Source organism: Sphingomonas sp. (assembly GCF_035555815.1).
GTDB lineage: Bacteria > Pseudomonadota > Alphaproteobacteria > Sphingomonadales > Sphingomonadaceae > Sphingomonas.
Genome location: NZ_DATMGG010000144.1, coordinates 1 through 17,186, shown reverse-complemented (window position 1 = coordinate 17,186; position 17,186 = coordinate 1). Strand labels below are relative to the sequence as shown.

The window sequence follows — 17,186 nt, the reverse complement described above, 5'->3', positions numbered from 1 at the left end:
ATCCGCTATGGCCACGCCGCGACGATCGCGGAGCGGGGCTTTCGCGTGATCATGCCCGATCTGCGCGCGCACGGCGACAGCGGCAAGCCACACGATCCCGCTGCCTATCCGCCCGACGTGCTGATGCGCGACGGGCTGGCGCTGATCGCGCATCTGGGGCTGACCGACTATGACCTGGGCGGCTATTCGCTAGGCGGGCGCACCACGGTGCGGATGCTCGCCCATGGCGCCACGCCGGCGCGGGTGGTGCTGTCAGGGATGGGCTATCAGGGGATCACCGACACACAGGGGCGCGGCACCTATTTCCGGCGGGTGCTGACCAACCTGGGCAGTTTCGAGCGCGGATCGCCCGAATGGCTGACCGAGGCGTTCCTGAAGACCACGCGCGGCGATCCGGTGGCGCTGCTCCACATCCTCGATACCTTTGTCGATACCAGTCCTGCTGATCTGGCGGCGATCACCCCGCCGACGCTGGTGGTCAACGGCGCCGATGATGATGACAACGGATCGGGGCAGCAGCTGGCCGACGCGCTGGTCGACGGGCGCTATGCCGAGGTGCCGGGCCATCACATGAGCGCGGTCACCCGGCGCGAACTGGGAGAGGCATTCGCCTATTTCCTGGCGCGTTGACGCTCGGCACTCGGAGCGCGAACGCGGCGATCAGCGCCGGGCCGTGTCGAACGCGGCGATCAAGCCCCCGCCGCGTCGAACGCGGCAATCAAGTACGAGCCGCGTCGAACGCGGCGATCAGGGCGTCGCCGGTCGCCGGGCGCAGCGTGAAGATGCCGCAGTCGAAATGCCGGGTCGGGTGGACGCGGTTCGTCAGCAGCGTCCATGCCAGCCCGCGATCGAAATCGATCCACAGCCCGGTGCCGGTGAATCCGGTGTGGCCGATCGTCTCGTCCGAGCAGGCCTGACCGCCCGACCAGCCCCCGAACCTGCGTTCCCAGCCGCAGGTGCGATGTTCGTAGACGGGGGTGCGGATTGCCGAAAGCATCGCCGGGCTGGCGCCGCTGCCGTTCAGCACCCCCTCCGCGAAGTCGAGCACGCCGGCGACGGTGCCGAACAGCCCGGCGTGGCCGGTCTGTCCGCCCATTGCCGCGCAATTCTCGTCATGGACCTCGCCCTGCAACACGCGCCCGCGCCATGAGCAACGCTCGGTCGCCACCGCCGGGCCGGGCGGCGGGCCATAGGAGAGGCCGGCACCAAGCGGCCAGGCGCCGAGCGGCTGGCCGGTGATCCGCTCGATCGCGATGCCGAGCAGGATGAAGTTGATGTCCGAATAGACCGGCGGCCCGTGGCGCCATTCGCGTTGGAGCACGAACGCGCGCAGCCGCGCCGGATCGTCGCCATAGGTGTAGATCGGCTCGACCGAGGGCAGGAAGGTGCGATGCGCCAGGCAATCGCGAAAGGTCAGCTTGCGCTCCGCCGCGCCGGGCACGTCATATTGGCGCAGATCGGGGATGGCGTCGGTCAGCGGTCGGTCCAGATCGAGCCGGCCTTCGTCCGCCAGCCGCAGGATCATCGTGGTGGTGGCGATCACCTTGGACACCGAGGCGAGGTCGAACCAGTGGTTTTCTGTCAACGCCTCGCGCACGGGCTCCAGCGCGGCCATGCCGGTGACCCGCACGCCGCGCCGCCCGTCGGCGGTGACCAGCCCCAGCGTCGCACCGGGGATGCGGCCGTCGAAAACCGCGGCGGCGGCCGGGGCGAAGGCGTCGTCGAGGATGGTGTCGATCACGCCGTCACCTGATCGCTGTCGTCGGCGCGGGCGCGGGCACGCACGATGAACGGGACGAACACCACCGCCGCCAGGCTCATCGTGCCGGCCATGATGAAGAACCCGTCATAGCCGATCGCTTTCTGGAACACCCCCGACAGCCCCGCGAGCAGGCGCGGCAGCAGGAAGGCGAGGCCCGACAGCAGCGCATATTGCGCGCCCGGAAAGCGCGGATTGACCAGCATCGACAGGTAGACGACGAACACCGCGCCCTCGAATCCGTGGCCGAACTGGTCGACCGCCATCGCGAGGTAGAGGTCGAAATCGCCGGCGGTCACCGGCAGCGATCCCAGCGTGAACAGCAACGGTCCGCCCGGCGACTGATGTGCCAGCCACGCGAACACCCAGTTGCTCAGCGCCGACATGATCGCGCCGATCACCAGCGCCCAGCCCATCGGCGCGCGCGCGGCGAGCAATCCGCCCATCGCCACGCCCAACATGCTGGAGAACAGCGCGACGAACCCGTCGGCGACGCTGATCTGCACCAGGCCATAGCCCAGTGCGTTGAACAGCGGGTGCGACAGCGTCAGCGCCATCACGTCCCCCATCCGATAGACCGACACGAACAACAGGATCGGAATGATCGCGAAGCCATAGCGCCACGCGACATCGACGTAGGGGCCGATCGCGGTCGAGCGGCGCAGCCGCGATGTCGGCGGCAGCTTGCGCAGCCACGGCACCGCACAACCCAGCGCGATGAACGGCAACAGCGCGACGGCGAACACCCAATAGCTCATCACCGCCGGGTTGCTCATCCCGACCGATCCGATCGCTGACAGCAGCAGCCAGCCGATCGCGGCGGTGACCAATGTCGTCAGCCCCATCGCGGTCGCGCTGGCGGCCAGCCCGGTGACGAGCGCGGTGCCGCGCCCACCGCCACGGCCGGGATCCGGACGCATCGCCGCCAGGATCGGGAAGGGGAGGAACGCCGCGGCGGCGATCACCAGATAGGCGGTGGTCCAGTCGGCCATCGCCGCGACGAGGATTGCGCCGCTGCCCGCCGCGACCATTGCGCTGCGATAGCCCCACAGATTGGCGGCCACCAACGGCCCCTGTTCCTCCTTGGTCGGCGCCAACTCGATCCGCCATGCGTCGGCGGTGATCTCGAGCGTGGTGGTCCAGAACGCGAGCAGCACGGCGAACAGCGCTGTGATCGGCAGGTTCTTGTCCGACGAGGTCAGCGCCATCGCCACGGTGGAGGCGAAGATGCAGATTTGCGCCAGCATGATCCAGCCGCGCCGCCGGCCCCAGAACCGGGCGAAGCCGGGGACGTCATATTTGTCGAGCAGCGGCGCCCAGGCGAACTTGAACGTCGGCAGCAGCGCCACCCAGGCGAAGAAGCCGATCGTGACGATATCGACGTCGTGTTTGGCCAGCCGCAGCAGCAGCACCGCGTTGAACATGTAGAAGGGCAGGCCGGCGGAAAATCCCAGCAGGCCATAGAGCGCCAGCCGGCCGAACCCCGGCTTCACCGCGACCGGCGCGGCGGGGGATGATACCGGCGGTTCGATCGAAGGCGCCGTGGCGGGCGAGGACGTCATGCCGCCCTCATGCCTGATGATCCCGGTGAGTGTCGGTCACAGCAATCCCCCCGTCCAATTCCGTCGCCGCCGCGCGCCCAAGTGTCGCCCTTGAGCCACGCTCCGCTGGAAAAGGATCAACTGGTCTGAAATTGGTACTAGCGCAAGCGAACATTTTTGTTGCTTACTGCCGCCTTCGTCGAAAGCTGGCGACATTCAAGGGGGGAAGACATGAACGATTCGGTCTCGTTGCGGCGCATACTGGTTTCCGGAACCGCGCTCGCGGCGATCGCGTGCGGCCTGCCGGGCGCGGTCCATGCGCAATCGACTCAGGACGCCGCGACCCCGACGGGCGCCGTGCTGTCGGATACCGACGCGCAGGGTAACGCCCCCGGTCGCGAACAGGAAATCCTGGTTACCGGTTCGCGCATCAAGCAGGATCCGAACAATTCGGCGTTGCCGCTTCAGGTCATCACCACCCAGGAACTGTCGCGCAACGGCATCAGCAGCCCCGAACAGCTCGTCATGTTCCTGAGCACCAACGGCTCGGGCGCGGACAACCTCGCCTCCAACTCCGACGTCACCAGCGGCGCGCAGCGCGGCACGAACGGCCTGTCCGCCGCCAACCTGCGGGGGCAGGGCAGCGCCGCGACGCTGGTGCTGCTCAACGGTCGCCGCGTCGCCGCGCACGGCCTGTCGGGCTCGGCGGTCGACGTCAACCAGATCCCGTTCGCCGCGATCGACCGCGTCGAGGTGCTGAAGGACGGCGCCTCCGCGATCTATGGCACCGACGCGGTCGGCGGCGTGATCAACTTCATCACCAAGAAGAATTTCAAGGGCCTCCAGCTCCAGGGCTTCACCGACGTCACGGAAGAGGGCGGCGGCAACATCTATCGCCTGTCGGGCACCGCCGGCTGGGGCGACCTCGACAAGGACGGCTTCAACGTGATGGGCGCCGTCAGCTACAGCTGGAACAAGATGCTGCGCGGCGAGGACCGCGATTTCGTCAACGGCAACCAGCCCAATCGCGGCCTGTCGGTCGATACGCGCGGCACCCCGATCGCGACGGCGTTCAACATCGGCGCCAATACGCAGCCGGGCAGCATCACCGCGCTCGGCACGCTGCTGACCGGGCTGACCCTGACCGCACCGAACGGGGCCAACGCGGCGGCGGGCGGCATCAATCCGCTCAACGTGCCCGGCGGTGCTGGCTGCGAGTCGATGGATGGCGGCATGGCGTACGACTATGCGCTGTGGAACGCGCCGACCGCCTATTACGCCTGTTCGTGGGACACGGGGCGCGCGGCCGTGATCCAGCAGCCGATCCAGACGCTGACCTATTATGCGCGCGGTGTCGCCCGCATCGGCGGCAGTCACGAGCTGTCCCTGGAAATTACCGGATCGAACGCGGATTCGGCCAAGAGCTTCTCGCATGCTCAGCTCTCCGCGAACGCGACCAATCTGGCGATCGCCTATCCGCTCAACGCCACGACCAAGACCACCTATGATCAGGTGTTCAACGCCATCCGCGGCGCCTTCTCCGACCCGACACAGCTTGCCGCGCTTGACGCGAACTATGGCTTGCCGATTTCGTATCGCTGGCGTTGCATCGCCTGCGGCCCGCGCGAGTACAAGACCAATACCAAGACCTTCCGCGCCGCGCTCGGCATCGAGGGGCCGCTGTGGGAAAAGTGGGATTACCGCGCTGGTGCGTCCTATGCGAAGAGCGAGTCCTCGTCCTTGCTGGGGTCGGGCTACTATTACCGCGGCACGCTGGCGAATGGCGCGGCCGACCCGGCGGCGCCGGTCGCGCCGGGCGCGAGCATGCCGGGCCTGGTCGGCGTGTTGAATGCCGGCCTGATCAATCCGTTCAGCCTGACCCAGACCGACGCCGGCATGGCGGCGCTCGATGCGGTGTCCGCCGCCGGGACCACGCTGTACGGCGGCCAGTATGAGGTGAAGCAGTTCGACGGATCGGTCGCGGGTTCGCTGTTCCCGATCTGGGGCGGGGACGTCCAGCTCGCCGTGGGCGTCGACTATCGCCGCGAGACCTATTCGTTCAACGGATCGGACGCGGCGGATGCCACCGATCCGGTGATCTTCCTGGCGGCGTTCGACAACGTCAACGCGCTGCGGAAGAAGGAGCGCACGGTGAAGGCGGCCTATGCCGAAATGCTGGTGCCGCTGTTCCCCGGATTCGACATCACCGGCGCGGTGCGCGTCGATGACTATACCGGCTTTGGCACCACCACCAATCCGAAGGTGTCGTTCAAGTACCGGCCGATCCGCCAGCTGATGTTCCGCGGATCGTACAACACCAGCTTCCGCGTGCCGACATTCAACCAGATCTTCAACGGCATCACCGAATCGCCTTATGCGGGCAGCGATATCGCCAACCCGCTGACCTGCCCGGGCGGGGTGCCGAACGCGACCAACCCGGCCTGCGCCTTCATACGTCCGAACATCTGGACCGGCGGTACGGCGGACCTCGGGCCGGAAACGGCGAAGCAGTTCAACCTGGGCGTGGTGCTGCAGCCGGCACGCAACTTCAGCCTCTCGGTCGACTGGTGGTCGATTGCGGTCGACAACACCATCCAGCTGCTCACGCTGCGCCAGCTGATCGACAACGCCGCACTGTTCCCGGACCGCTTCATCTCGGACGGGGCCGGCGGCATCGCGACGATCGACGATCGCTGGATCAACGCCGGTTCGCGGCGGACGCAGGGCCTGGAATTCTCCGCTCGCGGAGGTGTCGAAGGAATGGGGGGCATGTTCTCCGCCGGTCTGGACGGCACGCTGCTGCTCAAGAAGCGGGAGAAGCTGACCGAGACCTCGGCGTATGGCCCCAGCCTGGTCGGCGTGTTCACCTTTGCCGGCGATCTGGGCGTGCGGTGGAAGCACAACGCCTTCGTCAGCTTCGCCAACGACGACTTCAACCTGTCGATCTCGCAGATCTATCGCAAGGGCTACAAGAACTTCGCCCTGCCCGGCATCGCCGCCGGCACGATCACGCGGCCCGACTACAACGAGTTCGTCAAGGACTACATCACCTACAATGCGACCATCGCCTACACCGGCATCGCCGGGTATCGCCTGGTCGCGGGCGTGAAGAACATCTTCAACACCGATCCGCCCTATGCCGTCACCTATGACGGCAACACCGGCGCCGGCAGCTCGTGGGAACCGCGTGTCGCCGATCCGCGCGGCCGCTCGTTCACCATCACCGCCGAGGTGAAGTTCTGATCACCCGCTGATCGACCGATCCATCAGGGGCGATCCGCCGGTGCGGGTCGCCCCTTTTTTATGCGCGGTGGCCGCTTGCCGGCGACCGGGCCGGCCCATAGCGTGACGCGGAAGCGCGAACGACGAGAGGATTCGAATGGCGATCACCCCGGTGCCGAGCAGGACCAGCAGCAACGACGGAAACGATGGCCTGTTCGAGGAGGCGGCCGCCGCCGGCGCGCACGTCGACGCCCCCGACCTGCGGATGTTCGTTTTCGCGCTGTTCTTCATTTTCGGGGGCATCACCAGCCTAAACGACATCGTCATGCCCAAGCTGCAGGAGCTGTTCACGCTCAGTCATGCCCAGGCGAACCTCGTCAATTCGGCATTCTTCATCGCCTATCTGCTGTTTTCGCTGCCCGCCGCCGGCATCGTCCGCCGCGTCGGCTATATGCGCACCGCGTCGATCGGGCTGCTGACGATGACGGCGGGGTGCCTGTTGTTCATCCCCGCATCGCGTTCGGCGACGTTCGGCATGTTCCTGTTCGCGCTGTTCGTGCTGGGGGCGGGGATCACCATCATCCAGGTGGTGGCCAATCCGCTGATCTCGCTGCTTGGCCCGCCGCGCACCGCGCACAGCCGGCTCACCTTTGCCCAGGCGTTCAATTCGCTCGGCACCACGGTGTTTCCGCGTGTGGGATCGACGCTGATCCTGGGCGGCCTCGCCGGCGTGAGCGCGGCGTCCCTGTCTGGTGCGGCGCTCGACGCCTATCGCATCGAGGCGTCGCGGACGATCGTCCACACCTACATCGGCCTGGCGGTCGCGCTGGCGGTGATCGCCGGGGTGGTGTGGACCCGGCGCAACCGGTTGACGGAGGATCTGGAACAGACGGGCACGATCTTTCACGGGCTGACCCTGCTCCAGCGCCCGCGCTTTGCCTTCGGCGCGGCATGCATCTTTCTCTATGTGGGGGCGGAGGTCGCGATCGGATCGAACCTGGTGGCCTATCTGGCGCAGCCCGGCGTGTGGGGCGTGACCCATCAGGTCGCGGGCAATTATATCGCGCTGTATTGGGGCGGCGCGCTGATCGGCCGTTTCATCGGATCGGGCGTGCTGCGGCTGGTGTCGCCGGGCAAGGCGCTGGCCGGGGCGGCCTCCGGCGCGATCGCGCTGGTGCTGATTTCAGCCAACAGCACCGGCGCCGTCGCCGGCTGGGCGCTGCTGGCGGTCGGGCTGATGAACGCGATCATGTTTCCGACGATCTTCAGCCTGGCGAGCGAAGGGCTGGGCCGCCGCGCGGCGGAAGGATCGGGGGTGATCGCGACGGCGATCTTTGGTGGCGCGGTGATCCCGCCGCTGTACGGCGTCGCGGCCGACCTCTCGCACAGCCTGGCCTATGCGCTGGTGCTGCCGGGGCTGTGCTATGCGGCGATCGCGACCTATGGCCTCTACGCGCGCCGGCCGGCGATCCCGGCCGCGGCGTGATCGCCCCGGATCGCCGCACCGGGCCGGGGCGTATCGCGCCGACGTGAAGCCGTAAGTCGGCGCGCTGGCGCTGGCGACGCGACCGCCATCGCCAGCGCGCCGCGCCGGTCGATCTGTATCCTGCCGCTCGTAAGCCTTGGGCAGCGGGCCGTCGGTGGGGGTGAGGTAGCGATTGCGAAGCTGGCGCTGGCGCGAATCGAGCGGTTGCGGCTGACCGTCGATCCATACCGCGACCGGCGCCGACGACAGCTCGAGCGGATCGCCGTCCCACAGCACCACGTCCGCGCGGCGGCCGGGGCGCAGCGACCCGATCTCACCGTCCATCCCCAGCGCCTCGGCGGGTTTGGAGGTGATCGCGGCGAACGCCTGTCCCCAGCTCAGCCCGGTCGACCCCGGTACCTTTGCGATCGCGACCAGATTGCCGGCGAACTGGGTCAGGACATGCTCGCCCGCCTCGCCGTCATAGCGGATGCCGGTGGTGACGCCGGCCCGCGTCAACCGGCCGACGTTGCTTTCGGTCGCGGCCAGCGATTCGAACGACGCCGGCAGATCGGCGAGTGCCGCGGCGATCACCGGTACACGGGCCGCCGCGATTTCCCGCGCGACCATCCAGCCCTCGGTCGCGCCGACCAGCACCAGCTTCAGACGGGGATATTGGCGCGGCAGCGCGAGCACGGTGCGAATGTCGCTGGCGCGTTCAACATGGACGAGCAGCGGCATCGTGCCGTCAAGGACGGGCAGCAGCGCCCTCGCATCGGCGCGGGTCAGCAACGCATCGCGACCGCGTCCGTCGAACCCGGCGGGGTTGCGGCGATAGTCCTCGGCCTGCGCCAGCGCGTCGTGCAGTCCGACATAGGCAGCGGGGCGGCTACCCCCGGCACCTCGCGCGCCGTCTTCGCCCAGTTCGACATACTGGAACGCGCGGGCGCGAGTTACCGGATCGGGATCGGCGCCCAGATCGATCACCGCGCCTTGCCCGGCGAAGATCGAGCCGCCGGCATTGGGCGCGACGATGGCGCGGGTGACGCCGCCGGCGCGTTCGTTCCCGATCATCACCGCGTTGGGATTGATCGCCACCGACACGTCGATCGCCGCCTTGAACGGCGATCCGCGCGACGCGGAATCGTTGCTCTCGCCGATCCCGCCCGCGTCCACCAGCCCGAGGCTGCCGATCCCGGCGACGATGCCGGCGGCGATCCACTTGCCCCGCGCGTCGATCACGGTCGCGCCCGCCGGGATGGCGACGCCCGCGCCGGCGGCGACGACTCGCCCGTCGCGGATGACGACGCTGCCGTTCTCGACCGGCGCGGAGCCGTCGCCGATCGCGACGGTGCCGCCGGTGATGGCGACGGTTTGTGCCGCAGCCGGGGTAGCCAGCGCGGCGGCGCCGGCCAGGAGGAGCGTGAAGCGCTTCATTTCACGTCTCCCATGCCGGGCTGGCCCAGCTCGAAATCGCTCACCGGGCGGCGTTTCGGATCATTGGCGTCGTAGAGCAGCGCGCCGTCCACCCACACTTTTTCCGGCCGCGAGTAGACGCTGAGCGGGTTGCCGTTCCACAGCACCACGTCGGCCATCTTGCCGGGCTTCAGGCTGCCGGTCTTGTCGGCGATGCCCAGCGCCTTGGCCGGGTTGATCGCCAGCCAGCGCCACGCCGCCTCGTCGGACAGGGTGATGCCGGCATGACGGCCCGACGACAGCGCCTTGGCGACTTCCTGGTTGAGCCGCTGGATGCCGTTGGCGTCGTCCGAATGGATCATCGCGCAGGCGCCGGCATTTTGCAGGATGGCGAGATTCTCGCCGATCCCGTCGAAGCTTTCCATCTTGAAGCCGTACCAGTCGGCCCACACCGCGGCGCAGGTCTGGTTAGCCTTGAGCAGATCGGGGATCTTGTACGCCTCTACCGCGTGGTGGAACGCCGCGACGTGGTAGCCGAACTCCTTGGCCATATCCATGACGATGGCCATCTCGTCGGCGCGATAGCAGTGGTTCTGGACGAGGATCTCGCCCGCCAGCACGCCGCGCAGCGTATCCATCGCGATGTCGCGCGCGGGCGGCTCGCCGCCGTCCTTTTCGTACTTGTCCCACTTGCGCTTATACTCGGCGGCGCGCGCCCAGGTAGCGCGATCGACCGCGATATTGCCCATGCGGGTGGACGGCTGGCGCCCCTTGCTGCCGTAGACGCGCTTGGGATTCTCACCGCACGCCATCTTCAGGCCATAGGGCGCACCGGGAAACTTCATTCCCTGCATCGTGCGCGCGTAGACGTTCTTCACCACCACCGATCGCCCGCCCATCAGATTGGCCGAGCCCGGCAGGATCTGGAGCGTCGTGACGCCGCCATTGGCCAACGCGCGGCCGAAACCGGGATCCTGCGGCCACACGCTGTGTTCCGCCCAGACGTCGGCGGTGACCGGGCCGGTCGCTTCGTTGCCGTCGGACAGCGCGCTGATGCCGGGGCTGGGATAGTCGCCCAGGTGGCTGTGGATGTCGATGATGCCCGGCGTGACCCATTTGCCGGCGCCGTCGATCACCGCAGCACCTTCGCTGCCGGTCAGCGCGCCCTGGCCGACCGCGACGATCTTCCCATCGCGGAACAGCACCGATCCGTTTTCGATCCGCCCGCCTTCGCCGTCGTAGACCGTGACGTTGGTGACCAGCGTCGCGACACCCGGATAGGGCTTATACGTCGAGGGGTAGGGGTCGTGCGAATAGCCCTTGTTGAGGCCGGGTCCCGGCGCCTTGGCAGCTGCGGTGCTGGCGGGCGGCGGTTGATTGCCGCAGGCCGCGAGCGACAGCGCGGCCGCTCCCCACAAGCCCGCCCGGATCGGGCGCGCGAACGACGTCAGCATAGGATATGATCCCCCTTTTCGGCCAGCCTAGGGGATGGCGCACGCGTGGTGCAAGGGGGTGTCAGCCGGGCAGGTTGCGCTTCAGCTCGTCGAGCCACACCGTTGCGGTGCCGTCCGACGGCGCGCGCCAGTCGCCGCGCGGCGACAGCGCGCCGCCCGCCGAGACCTTTGGCCCGTTGGGCATCGCCGATCGCTTGAACTGGCTGGTCGCGAAGAAGCGGCGCAGGAAGGTTTCCAGCCATTTGGCGATGGTCGGCAGATCATATTCGTGGCGCGCGCTGGCCGGAATGCCCTGTGGCCACCGGCCGGCGTCGGCATCCTTCCAGGCGTGCCATGCCAGAAAGGCGACCTTCGACGGCGGCAGGCCGTGGCGCACGACATAGTGGAGGAAGAAATCGTGCAACTCATAGGGGCCGATCAGTCCCTCGGTACTCTGGATCGCGCCGTCGGCGCCGGCCGGCACTAGCTCGGGCGAGATCTCGGTGCCGAGGATCGCCTCCAGCACCCGGTCGGTGGCGTCGTCGAACTGGTCGGTGAGCACCGCCCAGCGGATGAGGTACTGGATCAGCGTCTTCGGCACCGCGCCGTTGACGTTGTAATGGCTCATATGGTCGCCGACGCCATAGGTGCACCAGCCCAGCGCCAGCTCCGACAGGTCGCCGGTGCCCAGCACCAGCCCATGGCGCTGATTGGCAAGTCGGAACAGGTAATCGGTGCGCAGCCCGGCCTGCACATTCTCGAAGGTGACGTCATAGACCGGCTCGCCCTGAGCGAAGGGGTGTCCGATGTCGGTGAGCATCCGCGTCGCCGCCGGGCGGATGTCGATCTCCTCGCCGGTCACCCCCAGCGCGTTCATCAGCGCCCAGGCGTTGCCCTTGGTCGCGTCGCCGGTGGCGAAGCCGGGCAGGGTGAAGCCGAGGATGTCCGCGCGCGGCCGGCCCATCCGGTCGAACGCCTTGGCGGCGACGATCAGCGCGTGGGTCGAATCAAGCCCGCCCGACACGCCGATGACGATATGCTTCGATCCGGTCGTCTCCAGCCGCTTGCGCAGCCCCTCGACCTGGATGTTGAAGGCTTCATAGCAATCCTCGTCAAGTTTTGACGCGGTATTGGGAACGAAGGGGAAGCGCCTGATTTCGCGGACCAATCCGCGATCGACAAAGTCGGGAGCATGGTCAAAGCCGATCCGGCGGAAGCGCGTCTCCGGGTGGCCGCGCCCGGCGGCGGCGTCGTTGAACGTGCCGGTGCGCATCCGTTCCAGCCGCAGCCGCTGGACGTCGATATCGGCGAGCACGATCTCCTCGGCCAGATCGAAACGCTCGCTCTCCGCCAGCATCTCGCCCAGTTCGAAGATCATGCCCTGGCCGTCCCACGCCAGATCGGTGGTGCTCTCGCCCGGCCCGCTCGCCGAATAGACATAGGCCGCCGCCAGCCGCGCCGATTGCGACGCGCACAGCAGCGCCCGCTCGCGCGCCTTGCCGACGATGATGTTCGACGCCGACAGGTTGGCGAGGATCGTCGCGCCGGCCAGCGCGCCGTCGATCGAGGGCGGGGTGGGGGACCAGAAATCCTCGCACACCTCGGCATGGACGACGAAGTCGGGCACGTCCTGCGCGGCGAACACCAGGTCGGTGCCGAACGGCACGTCCCGCTGCCCCGCGACGTCGATGGTCAGCCCGATCAGCCCGAGTCCGGGGGAGAACCAGCGTTTTTCGTAATATTCGCGGTAATTGGGCAGGAAACTCTTGGGCACCACGCCCAGGATGCGGCCGCGATGCACCGCCACCGCGCAATTGTAGAGCCGGCCGTTGCGGCGCAACCCGGCGCCGACCAGCAGCAGCGGCCGCGCCGCGACGCTGGCCGCGACCACATCGGCCAATGCCTGCTCCACCGCGTCGATCAGTGCGTCCTGAAGATGGAGGTCGTCGATCGCGTAGGAACTGAGGTTGAGTTCGGGGAACACCAGCAGATCGGCGCCGGCGGCGTGGCCCTGTTCGATCAGCGCGATGGTCGCGCGGGCATTGGCGGCGGGATCGCCGACCGTTCCGATCGGGGTGCAGGCGCCGACGCGGACCATGCCCTGCGCGTCGATTGCGTAGAAGGGGTGGCTCATAGCGCGGCCTCGATCATGTCCAGCGCGGTACGCATGCAGGCGATCCGGGTGGCGCCGCGACCGACGTCGCCGAAATGCTCCTCACGGTGTGTCGTCTCATGGCCGGCCCGCGCGCAGCCGAAGTGGATGAGGCCGGGTTCGTCGTCCGGCCCGCCGGGGCCGGCGAAGCCGGTGATCGACAGGGCGATATCGGCGTGACTGCCCTTCAGCGCACCCTCCGCCATCGCCACCGCGACCTGGCGGCTGACGGCGCCGCATTGGTCGACGGTCGCGCGCGCGATGCCGAGCAGCTCGCACTTCGCTTCGTTGGAATAGACGACGAAGCCACGCTCGAACGCGCTGCTGACGCCCTCGACGTCGGTCAGCAGTGACGCCAACATGCCGCCGGTACAGCTTTCGGCGGTGGCGAGCATCAATTTTGCCTTGCACGCGCGTTCGAGTACGCGCCGCGCCATCGCGTCGACGTCCTCGGGCAGGACGGGGGAAAGGGTTTCGGCAGCCATGCCCGGACCCTAGGGGCGTGGCGTGCGCCCGGCAATGATGGCGCTCACACCTTGGCGGCGTAGATCATCCTGCCGTCGCCGAGCTTGTCGAACACCATCGCCAGTTCGGCCTCGCCGACCGCGAAGCAGCCCTGGCTGCGGCCGAGCTTGCCGCGCGTCGCGATCATGTCGCGGTTGGCGTACCATGCGCCATGGACCACGATCGCGCGGTCGAGCGCGTTGGAATTGGTCGGGTCCAGCCCGATCAGCCGCTGTGAGCGGCCGTGGACGCCGACATAATAGTCGGACGCGATGAAGGCGCCGTCGCACGACGCCTCGGAATTGACCTCGTTCGAGAAACGCTGGAGCCAGCCGGTGTGCGCGGGGTCCGATCCGATGCCGTGCGCGACCAGGTAGGAGGCGGTGCCGCCGGTCTCGACATTGACGACATGGAATCGCGACAGGTGCGACGGCGCCGCGAAATCGACGATCGCGATCCGGTCGCGCCGCGCGATGCGGCCGCTGTGGGTGTCGAGCGCGGCCATCGCCCGTTCGAACAATTCCTTGCGGATCGACGGCGGTCCGCCGCGCACCGCCACCTCGGCGGGCGGGGGCGCGACATAGGGCGGCGCGGCAGGATCGGGCACGGGCGACGGCGGCGCCACCGCGGTGCGGATCGCTTGCTGCGCGCAACCGGGCACGACCACCGCCGCACCCATCACCAATGCTGTCTTCACGAACGCGCGCCGTGAGGGCGTGCGTTCAAAGGCGTCGCTCATTCCATTCCCCGACTTTGCCCCTTCGCCTGAACATAGCGATCGGGGCCTGAAGTTTCAGTATATGGTTCCATCGTCCGTCGTTTTCGCGGCTCGTTTCGCCGCAGCGGCGCTTGAGGCCTGCCCCAAATCGAGACGCCGCCCACTCGCGCCGGCGCCTATCGTCCGATATCAAGGCGTTTCCCGCAATGGGCAGCAGGGAGTCGCGTGTGTTTCGACCGAGCAAGGTCCGGCTATTCGGCGCCGTCGCGGCGTGCACGCTGGCCCTTGCCGTCGCCCAGCCGGCGATGGCGAAGGATGAGGCGGCCGCGCTGCAACAGGCGGCGCTGGCGCTGAAGCCCGGCCAGTATCTGTGGCGCGACCCCGGCGCGGCCGCCGGGCCGGTATCGGTGGTGGTCAGCCTGCCACTTCAGGTCGTCTATGTGTTTCGCGGCAGCGCGCTGGTCGGCGTATCGAGCGCGTCGACCGGCACCGTCGGGCACCGCACCCCGACCGGCCAGTTCACCATCCTGCAAAAGCGGGTGTTCCACCGATCGAACCTCTATTCCAACGCGCCGATGCCGTTCATGCAGCGGCTGACCTGGACCGGGATCGCGCTTCATGCCGGTCATAACCCCGGCTATCCGGCCAGCCACGGCTGCATCCGCCTGCCGCGCGCCTTTGCCGAGCTGCTGTTCGGGGTGACCGCGCTGGGGGCGCCGGTGGCGGTGGTCAACGGCGAATGGTCGCTGCCCGAACGGACCGAGGACTTCCCCGTCATCATCGCCGATGCGGGGCGGATGGCGGCGCCCGATACCGCGACCGTCGCTTTCGCGCCGGATGATGCCGCGCCCGAGCCGATCGAGCTGGCGTCGGCCGAACCCGCCGTCAGCCTGCGCGTGCGCGGCGACGAGTGGTTGGTGCCCTACACCCGGCTGATCTTTCCCGGCGACCGGCTGCGCTGATCGCGGGCGTCAGGTCTCCTCCGCCAGCGCCTCGGCCAGATGGCGGTGGCCGAACCATTCATAACCGACGATCGTCACGACCGGGGCGAGCATCAGGATGATCAGGCAGTGCGCGATCGGCACGCCGCGTGCCGCCGCCGCCAGCGCCGCCGCGATCACCGCCGCCGTCCCCGCCAGCAGCAGCATGTGGAGCCCGTCGAACCGCTGCACCAGATAGGCATAGAGCCCATAGACCGCGCAGAGGAACACCGCGACCGGCACAACCGTGGCGAGCAGCGCCGTGAATGCGGAGATTTTGGCTTCGTGCTCGATGAAATAGGCGCCGACGTGCAGACCGGCGCCGGTGGCGACGATCGCGGCGATGATGACGACCTGGGTAAATGACCAGGGAAAGGCGCGGTCGCGGTGGGCGTGGATGACCTGCGCGGACGGCAGCATGAAATAGACCCACCACATGCCGAACGTCAGTCCCAGCCCGGCGATGCAGACCAGCGCGGCGTCGACGGTCCAGCCGGTCTCATCGATCGCGGCGGACAGCGCGGCGACGGTGCCGACCACCCCTTCGCCCATCGCGATGATCGCGAACAGGCTGTACCGTTCGGCGACGTGGTGCGGGTGCCACGGGGTGCCGCCGCCGATATGCTCGCCGATGATCGGCGCCGCGCATTCGAGCAGCGCCAGCGCGCCGAACGCAAGCAGCGCCGTGACGAGCGGCAGATCCGCCAGCACCAGCCCGATCCAGCCGACCTGAACGAGCAGGATCAGCCCAGCATAGCTGAGGCAGGCGGTGCGCAAATCGGGATTCTGCCGCGCCGCGCGCAGCCATTGCGACACCATCGCCACGCGCATGACGACATAGCCCGCGACCATCACCCCGGGGTCGAGGTGAGCGCCGTGCTCGATCGATGCGAACATGCGCGGCAGCCCGACCGCGAGCACCAGCACCCCGGCCATCTGCACCATCGTCGCGACGCGGAACAACCAGTCATCGGTATCGAACGCCGACGCGAACCAGGTGAAGTTGGTCCACGCCCAACAGATCGCGAAGGCCGCGATGGCGAAACCAATCAGGCCGGGGACGATGTGGCCGGCGGCGAGCATGTGCGCCATCTGTGCCGCCGCCGTCGCGAAGCTGGTGGCGAAGGTGAGGTCGAACAGCAGCTCGAGCGGGGTGGCGACGCGGTGCGGCTCATGGGGATCGCGCCCCGCCATCGCCCGGATGTGATGATGCAGCGGAATGACCGATGGCGTGGACGGTGGTGTGATTGGCGGCGTGGCGTTCATGGGGCTCCTCCCGACGCGACAATGCGAGGCAATGGTGCGCCACGCAATGCCGGCACCGCGCATCGGCCCCGTATCGCCATTGCCGTCGATCGGTCTGGCCCCTAGGGGCTCGATCGATGGCCGCGTCGTCGTACCAATCCGTATCCGGGCGACGGCGGGATCCGCTGGGGCGGCGCGCGATCGGGCTGGGGCTGGCGATCGCCGTCCATGTGATCGGCGTGCTGCTGGTGCTGCTGATGCCCGCGCCGACCTTCTTCAAGCGCCCGCCGCCGCCCGAACGTTTCGAGGTCCAGTCGATCCCGGCCGACCGGATCGCGCCCAAGCCGAAGCCGCGCGGCACCGTGACGCGCGCGCGGCAGACCGCCGGCGGAGGGGCGCCGCCGCGCACCCCCGCCCCGACGCCGCCCGCGCCGCCCGCCGAGACGACGCCGGAGCCGACCCCGCCCAAGATGATCGTGCTGAGCAAGGACGCCTTTGCCGCGGCCGACATCGCCAGCCTGCCGCCGGGCGCCGGTGCCGGGGCGAGCGGATCGAGCAGCGGCAAGGACAGCGGCGCGGCCTATGGCCCGGGCGAGGGGCCGGGCGGGGCGCCGATGTACAACGCGGAATGGTATGTGAAGCCCACCGACGCGCAGCTCGCCTTTTACATGCCGGCGAACCGCCAGCCGGGCTGGGGCGAGATCGCGTGTAAGACGATCGAGAATTACGGGGTCGAGAATTGCCGCGCGCT

At 68.3% G+C, this 17,186-nt stretch carries 12 protein-coding genes and 1 pseudogene; 5 read left to right on the top strand and 8 right to left on the bottom strand.

The annotated features are described in order from the left end of the window. Positions 1-630: alpha/beta fold hydrolase (locus tag VNR91_RS08175; RefSeq protein WP_325490279.1), on the top strand; the 630-nt coding region annotated here is incomplete at its 5' end. A gap of 88 nt (positions 631-718) precedes the next feature. Here the strand turns inward: VNR91_RS08175 and VNR91_RS08170 are convergent. Together VNR91_RS08170 and VNR91_RS08165 are read right to left on the bottom strand one after the other, a co-directional pair. Continuing rightward, entirely contained in the window at positions 719-1,741 is a 1,023-nt protein-coding gene (locus tag VNR91_RS08170; RefSeq protein WP_325490278.1) for a serine hydrolase, read from the bottom strand. Next, entirely contained in the window at positions 1,738-3,321 is a 1,584-nt protein-coding gene (locus tag VNR91_RS08165) for a permease (protein WP_325490277.1), read from the bottom strand. Before VNR91_RS08165 ends, VNR91_RS08170 begins: the two co-directional genes overlap by 4 nt. 210 nt (positions 3,322-3,531) lie before the next feature. Between VNR91_RS08165 and VNR91_RS08160 the strand changes: the two genes are divergently transcribed. Both VNR91_RS08160 and VNR91_RS08155 read left to right on the top strand, forming a co-directional pair. Then, positions 3,532-6,543, top strand: coding sequence for a TonB-dependent receptor domain-containing protein (locus VNR91_RS08160; protein ID WP_325490276.1), 3,012 nt, complete (start codon positions 3,532-3,534; stop codon positions 6,541-6,543). A 136-nt stretch (positions 6,544-6,679) separates the two neighbouring features. Next, a complete protein-coding gene (locus tag VNR91_RS08155) occupies positions 6,680-8,008 on the top strand; it encodes a sugar MFS transporter (protein WP_325490275.1) in 1,329 nt (442 codons plus the stop codon). 123 nt (positions 8,009-8,131) lie between these two features. Here VNR91_RS08155 and VNR91_RS08150 read toward each other — a convergent pair. The 5 genes and pseudogenes from VNR91_RS08150 to VNR91_RS08130 form a co-directional block, all read right to left on the bottom strand. Next, a pseudogene (locus tag VNR91_RS08150) lies at positions 8,132-9,424 on the bottom strand (amidohydrolase family protein); the annotation flags it as partial. Next, a complete protein-coding gene (locus VNR91_RS08145) occupies positions 9,421-10,857 on the bottom strand; it encodes an amidohydrolase (protein WP_325490274.1) in 1,437 nt (478 codons plus the stop codon). The gene VNR91_RS08145 and the pseudogene VNR91_RS08150, both read right to left, overlap by 4 nt. Before the next feature lie 61 nt (positions 10,858-10,918). Further along, positions 10,919-12,970: an NAD(+) synthase gene (locus VNR91_RS08140; protein WP_325490273.1), complete on the bottom strand. Its 2,052-nt coding sequence runs from the start codon at positions 12,968-12,970 to the stop codon at positions 10,919-10,921. After that, positions 12,967-13,473 carry a CinA family protein gene (locus VNR91_RS08135; protein WP_325490272.1) on the bottom strand — a complete coding sequence of 169 codons (507 nt, stop codon included), beginning with the start codon at positions 13,471-13,473 and terminating at the stop codon, positions 12,967-12,969. Before VNR91_RS08135 ends, VNR91_RS08140 begins: the two co-directional genes overlap by 4 nt. Before the next feature lie 44 nt (positions 13,474-13,517). Continuing rightward, entirely contained in the window at positions 13,518-14,231 is a 714-nt protein-coding gene (locus VNR91_RS08130; protein WP_325490271.1) for a murein L,D-transpeptidase catalytic domain family protein, read from the bottom strand. A gap of 206 nt (positions 14,232-14,437) precedes the next feature. Between VNR91_RS08130 and VNR91_RS08125 the strand changes: the two genes are divergently transcribed. Continuing rightward, complete coding sequence (locus VNR91_RS08125) at positions 14,438-15,172, top strand: L,D-transpeptidase family protein (protein WP_325490270.1); 735 nt, start codon at positions 14,438-14,440, stop codon at positions 15,170-15,172. Between the two features lie 9 nt (positions 15,173-15,181). Here VNR91_RS08125 and VNR91_RS08120 read toward each other — a convergent pair whose 3' ends face one another. Further along, positions 15,182-16,456, bottom strand: a complete 1,275-nt coding sequence (locus VNR91_RS08120) for a low temperature requirement protein A (RefSeq protein WP_325490269.1) — start codon at positions 16,454-16,456, stop codon at positions 15,182-15,184. Between the two features lie 116 nt (positions 16,457-16,572). On the opposite strand from VNR91_RS08120, the gene VNR91_RS08115 reads away from it, so the two are divergent. Then, on the top strand, positions 16,573-17,186 hold a 614-nt coding region (locus VNR91_RS08115), incomplete at its 3' end, for a hypothetical protein (protein WP_325490268.1).

Coding starts and splice junctions, on each gene's coding strand:
- VNR91_RS08165 (WP_325490277.1), bottom strand. CDS start 3,321: ATGACGTCCTCGCCCGCCACGGCGCCTTCGATCGAACCGCCGGTATCA.
- VNR91_RS08160 (WP_325490276.1), top strand. CDS start 3,532: ATGAACGATTCGGTCTCGTTGCGGCGCATACTGGTTTCCGGAACCGCG.
- VNR91_RS08155 (WP_325490275.1), top strand. CDS start 6,680: ATGGCGATCACCCCGGTGCCGAGCAGGACCAGCAGCAACGACGGAAAC.
- VNR91_RS08145 (WP_325490274.1), bottom strand. CDS start 10,857: ATGCTGACGTCGTTCGCGCGCCCGATCCGGGCGGGCTTGTGGGGAGCG.
- VNR91_RS08140 (WP_325490273.1), bottom strand. CDS start 12,970: ATGAGCCACCCCTTCTACGCAATCGACGCGCAGGGCATGGTCCGCGTC.
- VNR91_RS08135 (WP_325490272.1), bottom strand. CDS start 13,473: ATGGCTGCCGAAACCCTTTCCCCCGTCCTGCCCGAGGACGTCGACGCG.
- VNR91_RS08130 (WP_325490271.1), bottom strand. CDS start 14,231: ATGAGCGACGCCTTTGAACGCACGCCCTCACGGCGCGCGTTCGTGAAG.
- VNR91_RS08120 (WP_325490269.1), bottom strand. CDS start 16,456: ATGAACGCCACGCCGCCAATCACACCACCGTCCACGCCATCGGTCATT.